Below are 16,904 nucleotides of genomic sequence, written 5' to 3'. Positions count from 1 at the left end.
CACGCGGGCGCGCAGCACAACGCAGTCAATCCCGCCGGGCCGCGCTGGCGCCGCCCCGAAAACACGGGCCGGCCCGCCGCACCGGGCACCAGATCGACTGCGTTGTGTCGCCTCACCCGCGACGACGACGGAGCCGCACGATGCCCCAGACGATCAGGGCGCCGATGCCGAGGGCGCCGAGCCACGGGATCAGCGCGCCGATGATCACGATCGCGCCGCTCAGTGCGGCGACGAGGCCGTTCCATCCGGCGGTGAGGCCATCGACGAAGCCGTTGGGGTCGGCCTGCTCGACCGACGGGGCCTTCGTCAGCTGGATGTCGAGGGTCGACATCCCGACCTGGTCCTCGAGATCCTCGAGCTGCCGTTCGAGCGACTCGAGCTCGGCCTGTCGCTCCGCGAGCGCGCTCTCTGCTTCGATGAGCTCGCCCACCGACCCCGACTGCCCCATCAGGTCGAGCAGTCGGTCGACCGAAGCCTGATTGGCCTCGATGCGCGCCTCGAGGTCGATGGTCTGCGCGGTCACGTCGACCTGCGACATCTCGATGTTCGCCACCTCGCCGATCTCCGTCAGCGCGTCGCGCACGGCGTCGAGGTCGCCGGCGGGGACGCGCAGCGTCGCCCATCCGCTGCTCGCCTCGGTCGCGACGTCCTCATCGCCCTCGCCGCGCGAGGTCCCCATCGCCTCGACATAGCCGTCGTGCTCCTTCGCGAGATCCTCGAGCTCCCCCGAGGCCGCGACGACGTCGTCGACGACGAGCCTCGCGTGGCCCGTGCGGATGATGTCGCGGTCGCCGAGGAGCGCTTCCTCCTCCGGCGCGGCGAGGTCGCCGCCCGCGTCGTCGTCGGTTGCGACGCCCTCGGCCGCCCCCATGTCCTCCGCGAACCCGCTCGACGCGCTGTCGCCCATCTCTCCGGGCTGCGAGACCAGCGGCACCACGAGCACCGCGCCGACGATCACGGCCGCGACGCCGAGGGATCCGCCGACCCACCTCCGCCGCGTCCGGGCGCGACGGGCGTCGGCGTTCTTCTCGCGGGCGATCTCCTCGAAGACGCCCCTCTCGATCCGCTCGATCGACGCGTCCGACAGGTCGGGCAGCGTCACGTTCTCTGAGCTGTTCATCGTGCTTCCTCCCTGACGACGGCACGCAGCCGGGTTCTGATTCGGGAGAGGCGATTGCGCACGGATCCCTGCGGGATCCCGAGCTCGTCCGCGGCGGCGGCGTAGGCGTGTCCGTCGGCGACGCAGAGCGCGAAGATGCGGCGGTCGGTGTCGGACAGCCGGTCGACCTCCTGCGCGATCCGGGCGGCGAGGGCCCGGTCGATCACCTGCTGCTCGACGTCGACGGTGTCGGGCTGCCGGTCGTCGAGCGCGCCGGCGACGTTCTCGCGTTCGCGGCGGCGCACGCGGATCCGGTTCGCCGCCACGTTCCGACAGATCGTCGCGAGCCACGGCAGGGCCGAGTCGCTCGCGAGCTCGAGCTGCGCCAGCTTGCGCCAGGCGGTCGAGAAGGTCTCCTGCGCGACCTCCTCCGCGTCACGCACATCGCCGAGCAGGCCGTGCGCGATCCAGTACACGGGGCGCACGTAGGCGCGGTAGAGCGCGCGGAAGGCCGGCTCGCTGCCGGCCGCGGCTCGCGCCACGAGCTCCGCATCGCTGGGTTCGTCGATCATCGGATCCGCCCTGTCACCTGGTGAGCAATCGTCTCTCACCCTGAACAGTGTCGAGAAGGGGCCGATCGTCTCGGATCCGTTGCGATCCGAATCCGCTCGCGTCCGCGCACGACGAAGCCCCCGCCGCATCGCGACGAGGGCTTCGAGGTCAGGTCACTCGCCGAAGGCGGTGATCTCCGGGCTGGAGGGGATCGTGTCGCCGCCCGTATTCGGGCCGACGGCGACCTTCTCGCCGCGCAGCTCGTTGTGGAACGTGAACGTGCCGTCCGCGAAGTCGACCTTGATGTGGTGGCCGGACTCGAGCTGGCCGGAGAGCATCGACTCGCTGAGGCGATCCTCGACCTCGCGCTGCATGGCGCGACGCAGCGGACGCGCACCGAGCGACGGGTCGAAGCCGATCTCGATGAGACGCTCCTTGGCACCCTGCGAGAGCTCGATCGTCATGTCGCGGTCGAGCAGACGCTCGGCGAGACGCTTCGTGAACAGGTCGACGATCTGCAGCAGCTCGGGCTTCGTCAGCTGCGGGAAGACGATGATGTCGTCCACGCGGTTGAGGAACTCGGGCTTGAAGTGCCGCTTGAGCTCTTCGTCGACCTTGCCCTTCATGCGCTCGTACGTCGTCTGCTGGTTTCCCTCGACCTGGAAGCCGACCGGACCACCCGCGATCGCGGAGGATCCGAGGTTCGTCGTCATGATGATGACGGTGTTCTTGAAGTCGACGACGCGGCCCTGACCGTCGGTCAGACGACCCTCCTCGAGGATCTGCAGCAGCGAGTTGAAGATGTCGGGGTGGGCCTTCTCGATCTCGTCGAACAGCACGACCGAGAACGGCTTGCGGCGCACCTTCTCGGTGAGCTGGCCGCCCTCTTCGAAGCCGACGAACCCGGGAGGGGCGCCGAAGAGACGCGACACCGTGTGCTTCTCACCGAACTCGGACATGTCGAGCGAGATGAGCGCGTCTTCGTCGTCGAACAGGAACTCGGCGAGCGCCTTGGCGAGCTCGGTCTTTCCGACGCCGGTCGGGCCGGCGAAGATGAACGATCCCGAGGGACGCTTCGGATCCTTGAGGCCGGCACGCTGGCGACGGATCGTCTTCGACAGGGCCGAGATGGCCTGCTCCTGACCGATGACGCGCTGGTGCAGCGCCTTCTCCATGAAGACGAGACGGCTGGTCTCCTCTTCCGTGAGCTTGAAGACGGGGATCCCCGTGGCCTGCGCGAGAACCTCGGCGATCAGGCCCTCGTCGACGACCGCGTTGGTCTCGACCTCGCCCGCGCGCCACTGCTTCTCGAGGCGGAGGCGCTCACCCAGGAGCGACTTCTCCTCGTCGCGCAGCGAGGCGGCCTTCTCGAAGTCCTGGTCTTCGGAGGCCTGCTCCTTCTGCTCGCGGACCTTGGCGATCTTCTCGTCGAACTCGCGCAGCTCGGGCGGGCTCGACAGGATCGACAGACGCAGGCGCGCGCCCGCCTCGTCGATGAGGTCGATCGCCTTGTCGGGCAGGAAGCGATCCTGCACGTAGCGGTCGGCGAGGTTCGCGGCCGACACGATGGCGCCGTCGGTGATCTGCACCTTGTGGAACGCCTCGTAGTGGTCGCGCAGGCCCTTGAGGATGTTGATCGCGTGCGGGAGCGACGGCTCGTTCACCTGGATCGGCTGGAAGCGGCGCTCGAGCGCGGCGTCCTTCTCGAAGTGCTTGCGGTACTCGTCGAGCGTCGTGGCGCCGATCGTCTGCAGCTCGCCGCGCGCGAGGAGCGGCTTGAGGATGCTGGCGGCGTCTATTGCGCCCTCGGCCGCGCCGGCGCCGACGAGCGTGTGGATCTCGTCGATGAAGACGATGATGTCGCCGCGCGTGCGGATCTCCTTGGTGACCTTCTTGAGGCGCTCCTCGAAGTCACCGCGGTAGCGGGATCCGGCGATCAGCGAGCCGAGGTCGAGCGAGTAGACCTGCTTGTCCTTGAGCGTCTCGGGCACGTCGCCCTTGACGATCGCCTGCGCGAGGCCCTCGACGACGGCGGTCTTGCCGACGCCGGGCTCGCCGATGAGGACGGGGTTGTTCTTGGAGCGGCGCGACAGGATCTGCATGACGCGCTCGATCTCCTTCTCGCGCCCGATGACCGGGTCGAGCGTGGAGTCGCGTGCGGCCTGCGTGAGGTTGCGTCCGAACTGGTCGAGGACCTGAGATCCGCCCTTGCCGGACGCGTCCTGCTGCTCCTGACCAGCGGGGCTGACGCCCACGGGCTCCTTGCCCTGGTAGCCGCTGAGCAGCTGGATGACCTGCTGGCGCACCTTGTTGAGGTCGGCGCCGAGCTTGACGAGCACCTGCGCGGCGACGCCCTCGCCCTCGCGGATGAGCCCGAGCAGGATGTGCTCGGTGCCGATGTAGTTGTGGCCGAGCTGCAGCGCCTCGCGGAGCGACAGCTCGAGGACCTTCTTCGCGCGGGGCGTGAAGGGGATGTGGCCGGTGGGCTGCTGCTGGCCCTGGCCGATGATGTCCTGCACCTGCTCGCGCACGGCGTCGAGCGAGATGTCGAGCGACTCGAGTGCCTTCGCTGCGACACCCTCACCCTCGTGGATCAGGCCGAGCAGGATGTGCTCGGTGCCGATGTAGTTGTGGTTGAGCATCTTCGCCTCTTCTTGGGCGAGCACAACCACACGACGGGCACGGTCGGTGAACCTCTCGAACATGTCACTCCTCCGGGCGCTGGGGCCGATCGACGACACGCTGGAACGCGCCGTTGTTCCACGGTAGCCAGCCGGATCCCCCCGCGGCGCCGTGTTCGCCGTGGGCATATCCGATGCGAGCATGGGCGGATGCGCGTACACATTCCCGTTCATCGCCGCTGGGGCGACCAGGACGCCCTCGGCCACATCAACAACGTCTCCCTCATGAAGCTGCTCGAGGAGGCGCGGATCCGGGCGTTCTGGCGCGACGGATCCGGCGACAGCCCCGTGGCCGTGTTCGACGCCGACACCGTCTCGACGGGCGGGAGGCTCGCGACGCTCATCGCGCGCCAGGAGGTCGAGTACCTCACCCCGGTGCCGTACGCGAAGGATCCGCTCGACGTGCAGGTGTGGATCGGGAAGCTCGGCGGATCGAGCGCCGAGCTCTGCTACGAGGTCTTCGGCGACGGCGGATCCCTCTACGCGCGGGCGACGACAGTCGTCGTGCTCGTGGACACGGCGACGGGTCGGCCGACTCGCCTCACCCCCGAGATCCGCGCGGCCTGGGCGTCGTACGTGGAGGATCCGATCACCTACCGGCGGTGATGCTGCCGCAACACAATGCAGTCGATCTGCGTCGGATCGGGCGGAATGGGCCCCTATTCGGGGCTGGGCGCCCCCGGGTCGACTGCGTTGTGTTCTCACTCCTTGACTTATCGTTTTTCGTTGTTATCGTTTTTCGATATACACGGCGATCGGTCAGGGGGACCCATGAGTCAGTCAGCACCCGCGGCGGATGCCGTGCTCACGAAGGACGACCGGTGGACCGCGATCGGCACCGCCGTCATGGCGGTGATCTTCGGCGGTGGGGCGGTCGTGTTCGGCGTCTCCGAGATCGTGCGGATCGTCTCGAGCGATCCGGTCTCGCTGCTCCTGCCGTTCTCCGGCGACCCCGCGCAGCTGCCGATCGGTCCCGGTGGTGAGATGCGCGAGGTCCTCGTCGAGAGCGCCTCCGTCGCAGCTCCCGGGATCCCCGGTATCTCCTACGCCGCGCTCATCGCCGAGGTGGTCCTCATGACGCTCGCCATCCTGGGCGTGCTCGCCTGCGTGAGCCTCCTGTGCGTCAACATCTCACGCGGTCGGGTCTTCACGACGCGCAACACGGCAATGCTCACGACGGCGTCGGCGATCGTCGGCATCGGCTGGGCCGCGTCGATGCTGCTGCAGACCTTCGCGATCAACGGCGCCTTCGCCGCGATCAGCGACGGAGACTTCGACAACGTGCTCGCCCAGGTGAACTTCACCCCACTGCTCGGCGTGTTCGTGCTCGGCGCGCTCGCGGCCGCGTTCCGCGTCGGCGAGAAGCTCCAGCGCGACACCGAGGGGCTCGTGTGACTGTCGGGGGCTTGTCTCTCGCGGAGTCACTCGCGTGGCTCGGAGCATTCTTCGCCGCGCTGGTCATTGTCGCGCTGATCGTCGTGTGGCGCGGGCGGCGGCGCGGGAGCAGGACGATCGCCCTCAACGTCACCCTGACGGCCTCGAGCTGGCTGATCGCGTGCGCACTGCTGGCCATCGTGCTCGGCACCGTCACCTCGATCGCGTCCGACGTGATCTCGTTCCCCACCGAGCTGCTCAGCTGGGATGCCGCGAGCGAGCTTCCCTGCGAGCCGGCTCAGGCGGATCGCACCACCCCGACACTGACATGCGTCGTCCCGGAGTCGGCGCACGTCACGATCGACGGCGCACCGCTCGGTCTGCGTACGCTTCTCGCGATCGGCGAAGCCCTGACGCTGGTCGCGATCACGGCGCCCCTGGCTGCCATCGCCGTGATGGCTTCTCGGTTCAAGGCCGGCACTCCTTTCGCACCTGGCGTCGTCCGCGCGCTCTACATCTCTGCGGGGGTGATCCTCGTCGCAGGCATCTCCGGCGAGCTCCTCACCGGGATCGGCCGGGTGCTCGCCGTCGAGGCCTCACTCCCCGCGGAGAGCACCCTCGTCCCGCACGGCATCCAGCTCACGGTGCCGTTCCTCCCGATCGGAGGCGCGATCCTCTGCGCCGCTCTCGCGAGCATCATCCAGCACGGAGCGAAGCTCCAGCGCGACACCGAGGGGCTCGTGTGATGCCCGAGGAGGACGGATCCGGGATCCACTGCCGCCTCGACGAGCTGCTCGCCGAGCGCGACATGACGCTCACGCGGCTCGCGGAGATCGTGGGCGTGAGCATCGTGAACCTGTCGGTGCTGAAGAACGATCGCGCGAAGGCGATCCGCTTCTCGACCCTCGTCGCCGTGTGCGACGCGCTCGACTGCGAGGTGGGCGACCTGCTCGTGCGGGCGGGGTAGCGGATCCTTCCTCGCCGACCCCATAATCGGGGCGCCGGCGCGACAGAAGGAGGCACACCTTGCACGACGAGCTTCTCGACCTCGAGCACCAGGGATGGGCGTCGCTCTGCAACGGCACGGGTGCGGACTTCTACGGCCGGATCATGACCGCCGAGGGCGTCATGGTCCTGGCCCACGGTCAGAGGTTCGACCGGCAGGCCGTCATCGACTCGCTCGACCAGGCGCCGACGTGGACGTCGTATGAGATCGCCGACGAGCGGGTGATCCACGCGGGCGCGGACCACGCGATCCTCAGCTACATCGGGTGCGGATACCGCGACGGCGAGCCCCCGTTCGCGGCGCTCATGTCGAGCGTCTACGTCCGTCAGGACGGCGCCTGGAGGCTCGCGCTCTACCAGCAGACGCCGGTGCCCGCGGCGTAGTCGCGCGCGTCAGCCCCGACTGCGCGCGACGTACACCGTGTTCGACGACACCCCGCCCGTGACAGGGTTGGCGAACTCCACCACGTGGGCGGCGACGCCGCCGAAGACCGCGCGCATCGTCGTCAGGAAGACGTCGTCGGGGGCGTCGTCGGACCACAGCGCGAAGGCGCCGCCGGGCGCGAGGTGCTGGTCGAGCTGTCGCAGCCCGCCCTCCGTGTAGAGATGGGCGTGCGACGGATCCAGCTGGTGGCGCGGCGAGTGATCCACGTCGAGGAGGATCGCGGAGTATCCGGGGTCGTCCCCTGCCGGATCCGCGCGCATGACGGCGAAGAAGTCGGCCTCGACGAGGGTCGTGCGCGGATCCCGAACGAGCGTGGGCGAGACGGGGAGCAGCTCGCGCTCGTGCCACCCGATGACGGCGCCGAGGCGGTCGATCACCGTCAGCTTGCCGACCCGCTCGTCGCGCAGAGCGGCGACGGCGGTGTAGCCGAGGCCGAGGCCGCCGACGAGCACGCGGAGGTTCTCGCCCTCCACCGCCGCAAGTCCGAGGACCGACAGCTGCACCTCGGCGACCGTGAACAGGCTCGACATGAGGTACTCGTCGCCGAGCTTGACCTCGTAGATCTCCTCGCCCACCGAGGGCTCCGTGCGCCGCCGCAGCATGAGGTCGCCGATCGGGGTGGACTGCCAGTCGAGCTCTTCGAATCGCGTGATCACAGCGGATCCCTTCGTCGTGAGGTTCTACGGTCCCACGCGCGACCTGGGGACGACGGATCCGTGTGGCCCTTCGTCCTACTTGAGCCCCGACCGCACGAAGGCGTCGACGACGTAGCGCTGCAGGAAGATGTAGACGAGCAGCACGGGCACGCAGGCGATGCCGGCGGCCGCCATGGTGGCGCCCCAGTTGTTGCCCTCCGCAGACAGGAACCCGCGCACGCCGACCTGGATGAGCGCATCTCCCTGGCGCATGATGAGCGTCGGCCAGAGGTACTCGTTCCACGCGGAGATGAACGACATGATGCCGAGTGCGGCGAGCGCGGGCTTCATGTTCGGCACGACGACCGTCCACAGCGTCGCCCAGCTCGAGCGCCCGTCGAGGTGCGCCGCGTCGAGCAGCTCGCGCGGGAACGCCCGCATGTGCTGCACCATCAGCAGCACGGCGAACGCGCCGGTCAGCTGCGGGATGACGACGCCGCCGATGGTGCCCAGCAGTCCCAGCTCGGAGACGAGCACGTAGTTCGGGATCATCGTCACCTGGAACGGCACCAGCCAGGATCCGATGAACAGGAACATGAGGAGCTTGCGCCCCACGAAGTCCCACATCGCGAAGCCGTAGGCGGCGAGCACGGCGATGGACAGCTGCACGACCGACAGGATGAGCGCCATCGCGAGCGTGTTGACCAGCATGGATCCGATCGGGATCGCGTCCCACACGTAGCGGAAGTTCTCGAAGCTCAGCGGCCACGGCAGCAGCGTCTGATCGAGGGCGTTCTCGGGCGCGCGCAGCGCCGTCGCGAACATCCAGTACACGGGGAAGATGCTGAACAGCGCGAGGACGACGAGCACGGCGTGGCCGACGACGCTCCGGATCCTGCTGCGCGAGGCGACGGCGTCGTCCGCGCCGGCGCCGCGCTTCGCCGGGGCGCTCGGGGCCGCGGCGACGTCGGAGTCGGCCGGCGCGGGGACGGTGACGAAGGTCATGAGGATCCCTAGTTGTCGTAGAAGCTGAGCCGCTCCTGCAGCTCGAGGAAGATGAACGCGATCGCGCCGAATGCGAGGAAGAAGACCACGCCCGCGGCGGCCGAGAGCCCGGCGTCGAAGTTCTGGAAGCCGAACTGGTAGAGCAGGTAGTAGATGTTCGTCGTCGAGTTCGCCGGACCGCCCTGGGTGAGCAGGTCGATGATCGGGTAGGTCCACTGCGCGGCCAGCAGGATCGTCATGAGCGCGACGAAGACGATCGTCGGCGACAGCAGCGGCAGGGTGATGGTGCGCAGGATCCGCGTGCCGCCGGCGCCGTCGAGCGATGCGGCCTGGCCGTACTCGGGACTGATGCCCGCGAAGCCGGCCGCGACGACGAGCACGCCGAATCCGAGCATCTGCCAGCCGACGATGACGATGATCGCCCAGATGGCGATGTCGGGGTCGCGGAAGACGTTCGGCATGTCGATGCCCGCGTGGGCGAGCACGGTGGCGATCGCGCCGTTCTCGGCGAACAGCCACCGCCAGACGGCGCTCGTCGCGACGGGCGTGATGAGGAACGGCACGAAGATGAGCGCCTGGTAGAACGTGCGCGCCCTGCCCCGCACCTGACGGGAGACGATCGCGATCACGATCGGGAGCACCAGCGAGAACACGAGGAACGCGCCGATGTAGACGACCGTGTTGACGAGGGCGGTGCGCAGCTCGGGCAGCGCCGCGACCTCTGCGTAGTTGTCGAATCCGACGAACTCGCGGGGGCTCGTCGGCAGCAGGTTCCAGTCGTAGAACGACAGGCCGAAGGTCTGCACGAGCGGGCTGTACGTCCACAGGATCAGGAACGCCGCACCCGGGAGGACGTAGAGGTACGGGAGGAGGGACTGCGGCCGGATGCGGCGCCGCGGGGCGGGCGCCTCGGCCTCGGCCCCCTCGGCGGCGGGCGCCGAGGGGGCGTCGATGGTGACGAACATCGCGGGTGCTACTCCCCCACGGAGGCGTTCGCCGCCGCGAGGCGCTCGTCGGGCGTCATCTTCATGAACGCCTCGAGCATCTCCGGGGTCATCTCGTAGACCGTCGGGAACTGCCCGATCGGCACCGTCGAGTGCAGCACGCGGTCCGCGTAGACGTGCACGAGGTTGAACGACTGGCCGCCGTCCTGGCCCCGAGCCGCGGGGTACTCGACGGCGAGGTCCTGCGTGTAGCAGGTCGCCGAGGCGACCGAGACGGGGATCCCCGCGAAGGTCGTGTTCGTCGAGTAGTGCAGGTGCCCGCCGAGGATCGCGCGCACGTCGGTGCCCTCGAGCACCGCGGCGAGGCGCTCCTGGTCGCGCAGCTCGACCAGGCCGAGGAGGCCGAGCGGGCTGGGAACGGGCGGGTGGTGCAGCGCGAGGAGCGTGCCGTCCGGCGCGGGCACCTCGAGCTCGCGGGCGAGCCACTCGAGCTGCGCGTCGGTGATCTCGCCGTGGTGCTGACCGGGAACGGTCGAGTCGAGCGAGATGACGCGCAGGCCGTTGATGTCGTACACGCGGTCGACGGGCTCCGACTGCTCGCCCTGCTCGTCGAGGAGTCCGCTGCGGAACGCGACGCGCTCGTCGTGGTTGCCCATGACCCAGATGACCTGCGCGCCCAGCTCCGCGGCGGCGGGCTCGACGATGGCACGCAGGCGCTCGTAGGCGTCGGCGTCGCCCGTGTCGGCCAGGTCGCCCGTGAACACGATCGCCTCGGGGCGGGCGTTGGCCTTGCGGTAGCCGTCGAACAGCTCGATGAGGTTCTTGTCGGAGTCGATCCGCTCGTGCAGCAGCTCGCGGCCGCCCACGAAGTGGGTGTCGGAGATGTGCAGGATGAAGTGGTCGGGGTCGGGGTACTGTCCGGCGATGTCGTTCATGGTGTGCTCCTTCGAGGATCAGGCGGTAAGGGTGTCGGTGAGGCGGTCGAGCTCGGCCGTCGTGAGGCCGTGCGCGCGCAGGTAGCCGGAGGCGGTTCCGTGCTCGCGGTCGATGCGCGCCAGGAGCGTCTCCATGACCGGGGCAGGGCTCTGGGAGACGAGCTCGATCAGGTCCGGGGTCAGCTCGACGCCGCCCGCGACGACGCGCTCGAGGATCGCGTTCGTCCACTCGCCGCGCAGGTTCTCGGCGGTCGCGGCGTAGTCGGCGACGACCTCGTCTCGCTCGACGCCCGCCGCGGCGAGCGCCAACCCGACGACGAGCCCCGTGCGGTCCTTGCCGGCGGTGCAGTGCACGAGCACGGCCTCGTCGTCGGCGGCCTCCGCGATCACGCGGATCGCCGCCACCAGCTGCGGCCCGCGGTCATCCACGATGTGGTCGTACACGGGGGCGAGCCCGGAGCGGGTCATCGCCTGCGCATCGGGCGCCGCGTCGTCGAAGATCGGCAGGTGTCGCACCTGGAGCGCGAGCCCGTCGACGGCGCTGGGCGACTGCGTGCGCTCGGTGGCTCCGCGCAGGTCGACGACGTGGCGGATCCGGAGCGACTCGAGCAGGTCTCGTCCCTGCGCGTCGAGGCGGTGCAGCGCGTCCGAGCGGAAGAGCCTCCCCCACCGCGAGGTGCGCTCGCCGGCGCGGTACCCGCCCGTGTCGCGCAGGTTGTAGACGCCGGGGACGACGTGGCGCCGCTCGGGCGCGCTGGTCAGGTCGACGCTCATTCGATCATCCCCTGCGCACGCTCGGCCGCGCCGGTGAGCTGCTCGGCGGGGTCGGCGCCGAAGAAGATCGACTCCTCGAGCGCGGTCGCCAGCACCTGGTCGACCTGGGTGTAGCTGTCGCCCGGGTACGACGTCCACGGCTCGAGCGCGTCGAGCTGCTCGAGGTTGGGCGTCACGAGCGGGTTCTCCTCGACCCACGCGGCGAGCGGTCCGTCGCCCTCGGTCATCGTGCTGCGCAGCGGCAGGTAGCCGATCTCGGTCGAGATGACCTCGTAGGCGCGCGGGCTCGTCATCCACTGCATGAGCTCCCACGCGGCCGCCTGCTTGGCGGGATCCTGGGAGAACATCGCGAGCATGGATCCGGAGTTCGTCGGCACGACCGGCTGGTCGCCGAACGCGGGGAGCACGTGAGCGTCGAGCTCCCAGCCGCCGGCTTCGGCGCCCGCCATGAAGGCCCCCTGGAGGGCCGACGTGTTGACGTGGATCGCGACGCCGCCCTGGGCGAACGACTCGTACTGCGTCGTCGCGTCCTCGTTGGTGAGCAGCCCGCGGTCGTACATGTCGCGGAACGTCTGGGCCGTGTCGATCGCGGCCTCGGAGCCGAACTCGATCGTCGTGCGGTCGTCGCTGAGCACGTCTGCGCCGTTCGACTGGAACAGGCCCTGCATGCACCAGCTGCCGCCGTTCATGAGGCAGGAGATGCTCATCGAGGGCGAGCCGGTGTGCTCGGTGATCTGCGCGGCCACGTCGGCCACGGACTCCCAGGTCGACAGATCCGCGCTGTCCGGGTCGAGGCCCGCGGCCTCGAACTCGGCCTCGTTGACCCACACGATCGGGGTGGAGAACACGTACGGGAGGCCGTAGGTCGAGCCGTCCCAGTCCGCCAGGACCTTCGCGCGCTCGTGGTACGGGTACTCACCGCCGAACTGCTGGGCGAGACCCTCGTCGCCGACGAGCTCGGTGAGGTTCTGCGCGCCCAGCGTCGTGGCCGCGAAGTCGAGCTCGTTGAAGGTCAGCTGCGCGATGTCGGGCGGATCCCCGGCGAGCAGCTGCTGCTGCACACTCGCGGCGGTGCCGGCGGACGAGCTGGGCTGGCCCACGACGGTGATGTTCGGGTGCTCGGCCATGAACTCGTCGAGCAGGGTGTTGATCGAGTCCGCCCAGGTGCCGACGTTCGCGAGGTTGTACGACTCGAAGACGATCTCGACCTTCTGGTCGTCGGGGAGCTCGGCGATCTGTCCGGTGGCGGCACCGGCATCGGCGGAGGTGCCGGCGCAGCCGGCGAGGGTGACGCCGAGGATGCCGGCGACGGCGATCCCGGCAGAGCGGGCGCGGATGTTCATGGGTGTGCTCCTGTGTGGTGGGGTGAGGGAGATCAGGCGGTGGCCATGCGGGATCGGGCGGAGCTCTCCGAGGCGCCGTCTGCGACCCATTCGAGGCGTCGGCCCGTGGCCCGGTCGAAGAGGTGCACGTGCTCGGGGCGCGCCGTCAGCGCGACCTCCTCGCCCGCTCGGGCGTGCACCTCGCGGGAGGCGCGCACGTGCACCGGGCGCCCGCCGACGCGGCAGGTGATGATCTGCTCGCCGCCGAGGTTCTCGACGATCTCGACGGTGCCGACGAGCGTGACGCCCGCGGCGGTCTCCGCGGATCCGACGACCAGCTGCTCGGGGCGCAGGCCGAGGACCACGTCGAGGTCGGGCGTGGATCCCGTCCACAGCTCCCCCGCGACGCCGTCGGCGGCCACGGAGACGGCGCCGTCGATCTCGATGACCTGCGCGTCGAGGAGGTTCATGGCGGGGCTGCCGAGGAAGCCGGCGACGAACACCGACTCGGGCCGGTCGTAGACCTGCTCGGGCGTGCCGCTCTGCTCGATGCGGCCGTGGTTGAGCACAACGATCTTGGTGGCCATCGTCATCGCCTCGACCTGATCGTGGGTCACGTAGACGAACGTCGCGTCGAGGCTGCGGTGCAGCGCGGTGAGCTCGTGCCGCGTCTGCGTGCGCAGCTTCGCGTCGAGGTTGGACAGCGGCTCGTCCATGAGGAAGGCCTTCGGCTCGCGCACGAGCGCGCGGCCGACGGCGACGCGCTGACGCTGGCCGCCCGAGAGCTCCTTGGGGCGACGGTCGAGCAGCTGGCCGATCTCGAGCATGTCGGCGACCTCGGTCACCCGCTCGTCGATCTCCGCCTTCGTGCGGCGCTGCACGCGCAGCGGGAAGGCGAGGTTCTTCCGCACCGTGAGGTGGGGGTAGAGCGCGTAGCTCTGGAAGACCATCGCGAGGTCGCGCTTCTTCGACGGCTGCTCGGTGATGTCGACGTCGTCGAGGCGGATCCGGCCGCTGGTCGGCTCGAGCAGGCCGGCGATCATCCGCAGCAGCGTCGTCTTGCCGCAGCCGGAGGGGCCGAGCAGGACGACGAAGTCGCCGTCGTCGATCGTCAGGTCGATGTCGCTGACGGCAGCGGTCTTCGAGAATGTGCGACCGATACCGGTGAGCTGGATGGTGCCCATGAGTCGCTTTCCGCAGGCAACCTGACCGTCGGGACCCTCCCGTGAAAGTTGCTTGCGGAGCGATTAGATCCAGTGAAAGTGAATTTCAACCAAACGGCTCGTCAACGTCCGACGGTGTCGTCGGAAACTCTCGCCGCATCGGTCTCGTCGTCCGATTCCTCGACGATGCCGAGCACCTGACCGCGCACGGCATCGCGTGCACGATCCGCCGTATCGCTCATGCGCTCGGAGACGGCCATCTGCAGCGCAGACAGCAGGAGGATCTGCGCGAGGCTGCTGCCGAGGGATCCGGGATCCCAGGAGCGGAACCGCGCCCCCGCGACGAGCAGGCGGTCGACGCGGTCGGCGAGGGGCGCCTTCGCGAAGCTCGTCACGCCGACGACGGTCGCCCCCGCCTCAGCGGCGGCGCTCGCGACGGCGAGGGTGACGGAGTTGGCGCCCGACGAGCTGACCACGAGGCACACGTCGCCCGGCTCGAGCACGCTGGCCGTCAGCTGCTGCATCACGCCGTCGGTCGGCGCCTCGCAGGATCGGCCGTTCGTGATGAACGAGACCGCGGCGGACTGCGCCGAGGGGCCGGAGGCCCCCGACCCGGCGACGAGCAGCCGCGGCGCGCGGGCGATCGCGTCGGCCGCGGCATCGAAGACGTCGGCGTCGACGCCCGCGAGCGACGTCTGGAGCATGCTGCCCGCACTGTCGGCCAGCCCGGACAGCCACCCCGCCGTGCCCTCCGCGCGGGCGACAGGATCCTGCGAGCCCGCGGCCGCGAGGTCGCGCACGAGCATGAAGCGGAGGTGCTGGAAGCTGTGGAACCCGAGCGCCTTGCTCATGCGACTCACCGTCGCCGGAGACGTCTCGCCGGCCTCCGCGAGGTCGGCCCCCGTCATCCCGACGACGTCCTCCGCGCGCTCGACGCAGATGCGCGCCACGCGCTGCGCCCCGGGATTGAGCGACGGCAGCAGGGCGAGGATCAGATCGATCGTTCCCCCCAGGGGCGGATCGGAGACGCGCGCTTTCATGCCTCGGGTTTATCACGGCGAGGGGAACGGGAAGGGCGGGCGGGTGACGCGATGCGCGAGGCGGGCGTGACGGCCGGTGGTGAGGTTGGGTGCTCGTCAAGGTGATCCAGCACGAGCCGGAGTGCCCCTTGCTTGGTCTCCTCCGGGATCTTCTTCGGCATGATCAACGTCTTCCTTCCCGAATCGGAAGGAGACGACATCAGACCGAAGACGGTTCACGGCGCAATCAGAGCGGTGCGGGACTGTGTAAAACACTTCACATAAAACGCTTTGCGCAGAAACACCCGGCTGTTTGACTCCCACTCATCCAGGACCCGCCGGCGACGTCGCCGGCGGTCAGACGAGGAGGTCTCATGTCCGTTATCCGCACGCGCAGAGTGGTCGCGCTCACGGCCGCCGCCGCCATCATCGGTCTCGCCGCATCCGGCTGCGCATCGTCCGCGGCAGAGGGCAGCGGCGACGGTGACGGCGGCGGCACCCTCACGGTCGGCCTCGCGGCGCCGCCGTCGAGCCTCGATCCCGCGAACATGGAGCAGTCCACGAGCCCGTTCGCGCAGCCGTCGTACGACGCGCTGATCCGGGTCGCGCCGGACGGATCCCTCGAGCCGGGCCTCGCGACCGAGTGGGGCTTCGTCGACGACGAGAACCGGGTCTTCGAGCTGACGGTGCGCGAGGGCGTGACGTTCTCGGACGGCGCGAAGCTCGACGCGGACGCCGTCATCGCGAACCTCGAGCACCTCGACGAGGGCAAGAGCAACGTCGCGACGCTCGTGAACGGCGGCGTCTACGAGAAGGTCGACGACCTCACGGTGCGGATCACGTGGGAGACGCCGCATCCGCTCGCCGCGCAGTCGCTCACGCAGACGTGGGTCGCGGGGATGATGGTCTCGCCCGAGGCGATCGCGGAGGATCCCGCCTCGCTCGCGACGCAGACGGTCGGCGCGGGTCCGTACACGCTCGACGCCGCCGAGACCGTCGCAGGGTCGCGCTACGTGTACAAGGCGCGGGACGACTACTGGGATCCGGAGAGCCAGCACTGGGACGCGATCGTCATCCAGGTGATGGACAACCCCGAGCAGCGGCTCAACGCCCTGCAGGCGGGCGAGATCGACTACGCGGTCGGCGACCTCGCGACCGCCCAGACGGCCGCCGACGCGGGCGTCGACGTGCTGTATGCCCCGACGATCGCGTACGGACTGAGCCTGCTCGACCGCGACGGCGAGCTCGGCTCGCCGCTCGAGGACGTGCGCGTACGCCAGGCGATCAACATCGCGCTCGACCGCGAGGGCATCGCGGATTCGCTGCTCGGCGAGTACGGCTTCGCCACCGAGCAGGTGATGGTGCCGAGCGAGCCTGGCTACGTCGACGAGCTCGAGGGCCGCTACGCGTACGACCCCGATCGCGCCCGCGCGCTGCTGGAGGAGGCCGGGTACGCCGACGGCTTCGAGCTGCCGGTGATCGCGAGCACCTCCGACACGGCCGCGACGCTCGCCCAGGTGTACGTCGAGCAGCTCGCACAGGTGGGCATCGAGGTGCAGCTCGAGTCGCGGCCCGGCCCCGAGTACTTCGAGCTCATGACGAGCGGCGAGTACCCGGCCGCGGGCATCGGGTACGGCTCGCAGCCCCTGCCGATGGAGTACGACGGGCTGTTCGGTCCCACCGCGATCTTCAACCCGCTCGGATCCCGCAGCGACGCCATCGAGACCGCGTACGCCGAGGCGATCGTTTCGCCGGAGGCAGAGGCCGTCCCGCTCTACGAGGACATCACGACCACCCTCGTCGAGGAGGCGTGGTTCGCGCCCGTCGTGTTCGCGCCGGCCTTCTACTACGCGGGCGATGCCATCGCACCGGTCGATGTGTCGGAGGCCCGCCCGCAGGCGCCGCTGACGGAGATCGCGCCGGCCGAGTGAGCCGCGCCCGCACCCCGAGG

At 69.6% G+C, this 16,904-nt stretch carries 17 protein-coding genes; 6 read left to right on the top strand and 11 right to left on the bottom strand.

What is annotated here, in order from left to right; all coding sequences use genetic code 11:
* Positions 1–112: 112 nt before the first annotated feature.
* The 3 genes from KOL93_RS01940 to KOL93_RS01930 form a co-directional block, all read right to left on the bottom strand.
* The gene (locus KOL93_RS01940; RefSeq protein WP_221583612.1) at positions 113–1,120 is read right to left on the bottom strand and encodes a DUF4349 domain-containing protein; all 1,008 of its coding nucleotides are present in this window, start codon (positions 1,118–1,120) and stop codon (positions 113–115) included.
* Positions 1,117–1,671, bottom strand: a complete 555-nt coding sequence (locus tag KOL93_RS01935) for an RNA polymerase sigma factor (RefSeq protein WP_221583611.1) — start codon at positions 1,669–1,671, stop codon at positions 1,117–1,119. The genes KOL93_RS01940 and KOL93_RS01935 overlap by 4 nt, the downstream gene beginning before the upstream one ends.
* Positions 1,672–1,824: 153 nt before the next feature.
* Positions 1,825–4,356, bottom strand: coding sequence for an ATP-dependent Clp protease ATP-binding subunit (locus tag KOL93_RS01930; protein ID WP_221583610.1), 2,532 nt, complete (start codon positions 4,354–4,356; stop codon positions 1,825–1,827).
* A gap of 126 nt (positions 4,357–4,482) precedes the next feature.
* Here KOL93_RS01930 and KOL93_RS01925 point away from each other — a divergent pair, with 126 nt between their 5' ends.
* The 5 genes from KOL93_RS01925 to KOL93_RS01905 all read left to right on the top strand — a co-directional run bounded on the left by KOL93_RS01925 (position 4,483) and on the right by KOL93_RS01905 (position 7,095).
* Positions 4,483–4,938, top strand: coding sequence for an acyl-CoA thioesterase (locus KOL93_RS01925; protein ID WP_221583609.1), 456 nt, complete (start codon positions 4,483–4,485; stop codon positions 4,936–4,938).
* 165 nt (positions 4,939–5,103) lie between these two features.
* The gene (locus tag KOL93_RS01920) at positions 5,104–5,727 is read left to right on the top strand and encodes a hypothetical protein (protein ID WP_221583608.1); all 624 of its coding nucleotides are present in this window, start codon (positions 5,104–5,106) and stop codon (positions 5,725–5,727) included.
* An 11-nt stretch (positions 5,728–5,738) separates the two neighbouring features.
* Positions 5,739–6,452 (top strand): hypothetical protein, encoded by a 714-nt coding sequence (locus tag KOL93_RS01915; RefSeq protein ID WP_221583607.1) that lies wholly within the window; start codon positions 5,739–5,741, stop codon positions 6,450–6,452.
* Positions 6,452–6,673 carry a helix-turn-helix domain-containing protein gene (locus KOL93_RS01910; protein ID WP_221583606.1) on the top strand — a complete coding sequence of 74 codons (222 nt, stop codon included), beginning with the start codon at positions 6,452–6,454 and terminating at the stop codon, positions 6,671–6,673. The genes KOL93_RS01915 and KOL93_RS01910 overlap by 1 nt, the downstream gene beginning before the upstream one ends.
* 59 nt (positions 6,674–6,732) lie before the next feature.
* The gene (locus KOL93_RS01905) at positions 6,733–7,095 is read left to right on the top strand and encodes a nuclear transport factor 2 family protein (protein ID WP_221583605.1); all 363 of its coding nucleotides are present in this window, start codon (positions 6,733–6,735) and stop codon (positions 7,093–7,095) included.
* 9 nt (positions 7,096–7,104) lie between these two features.
* Here KOL93_RS01905 and KOL93_RS01900 read toward each other — a convergent pair whose 3' ends face one another.
* From KOL93_RS01900 to KOL93_RS01865, 8 genes are all read right to left on the bottom strand, one after another.
* Complete coding sequence (locus tag KOL93_RS01900) at positions 7,105–7,812, bottom strand: polyamine aminopropyltransferase (protein WP_221583604.1); 708 nt, start codon at positions 7,810–7,812, stop codon at positions 7,105–7,107.
* A gap of 75 nt (positions 7,813–7,887) precedes the next feature.
* On the bottom strand, positions 7,888–8,796 hold the full coding sequence (locus tag KOL93_RS01895; RefSeq protein WP_221583603.1) for a carbohydrate ABC transporter permease: 909 nt from the start codon (positions 8,794–8,796) through the stop codon (positions 7,888–7,890).
* 8 nt (positions 8,797–8,804) lie between these two features.
* On the bottom strand, positions 8,805–9,761 hold the full coding sequence (locus tag KOL93_RS01890) for a carbohydrate ABC transporter permease (protein ID WP_221583602.1): 957 nt from the start codon (positions 9,759–9,761) through the stop codon (positions 8,805–8,807).
* A gap of 8 nt (positions 9,762–9,769) precedes the next feature.
* The gene (locus KOL93_RS01885) at positions 9,770–10,675 is read right to left on the bottom strand and encodes a phosphodiesterase (RefSeq protein ID WP_221583601.1); all 906 of its coding nucleotides are present in this window, start codon (positions 10,673–10,675) and stop codon (positions 9,770–9,772) included.
* An 18-nt stretch (positions 10,676–10,693) separates the two neighbouring features.
* Positions 10,694–11,449, bottom strand: coding sequence for a tyrosine-protein phosphatase (locus KOL93_RS01880; protein WP_221583600.1), 756 nt, complete (start codon positions 11,447–11,449; stop codon positions 10,694–10,696).
* On the bottom strand, positions 11,446–12,792 hold the full coding sequence (locus tag KOL93_RS01875) for an extracellular solute-binding protein (RefSeq protein ID WP_221583599.1): 1,347 nt from the start codon (positions 12,790–12,792) through the stop codon (positions 11,446–11,448). Before KOL93_RS01875 ends, KOL93_RS01880 begins: the two co-directional genes overlap by 4 nt.
* Before the next feature lie 32 nt (positions 12,793–12,824).
* On the bottom strand, positions 12,825–13,955 hold the full coding sequence (locus KOL93_RS01870; RefSeq protein ID WP_221583598.1) for an ABC transporter ATP-binding protein: 1,131 nt from the start codon (positions 13,953–13,955) through the stop codon (positions 12,825–12,827).
* A gap of 101 nt (positions 13,956–14,056) precedes the next feature.
* The gene (locus KOL93_RS01865; RefSeq protein WP_221583597.1) at positions 14,057–14,974 is read right to left on the bottom strand and encodes a MurR/RpiR family transcriptional regulator; all 918 of its coding nucleotides are present in this window, start codon (positions 14,972–14,974) and stop codon (positions 14,057–14,059) included.
* Positions 14,975–15,327: 353 nt separating this feature from the next.
* Here KOL93_RS01865 and KOL93_RS01860 point away from each other — a divergent pair, with 353 nt between their 5' ends.
* Positions 15,328–16,884: an ABC transporter substrate-binding protein gene (locus KOL93_RS01860; RefSeq protein WP_221583596.1), complete on the top strand. Its 1,557-nt coding sequence runs from the start codon at positions 15,328–15,330 to the stop codon at positions 16,882–16,884.
* The last annotated feature ends 20 nt before the right edge of the window (positions 16,885–16,904 follow it).

This window comes from Microbacterium salitolerans (genome assembly GCF_019720895.1).
GTDB lineage: Bacteria > Actinomycetota > Actinomycetes > Actinomycetales > Microbacteriaceae > Microbacterium.
The sequence above is the reverse complement of the archived record's forward strand: the minus strand, read 5'-3'. Positions and strand labels throughout refer to the sequence as shown.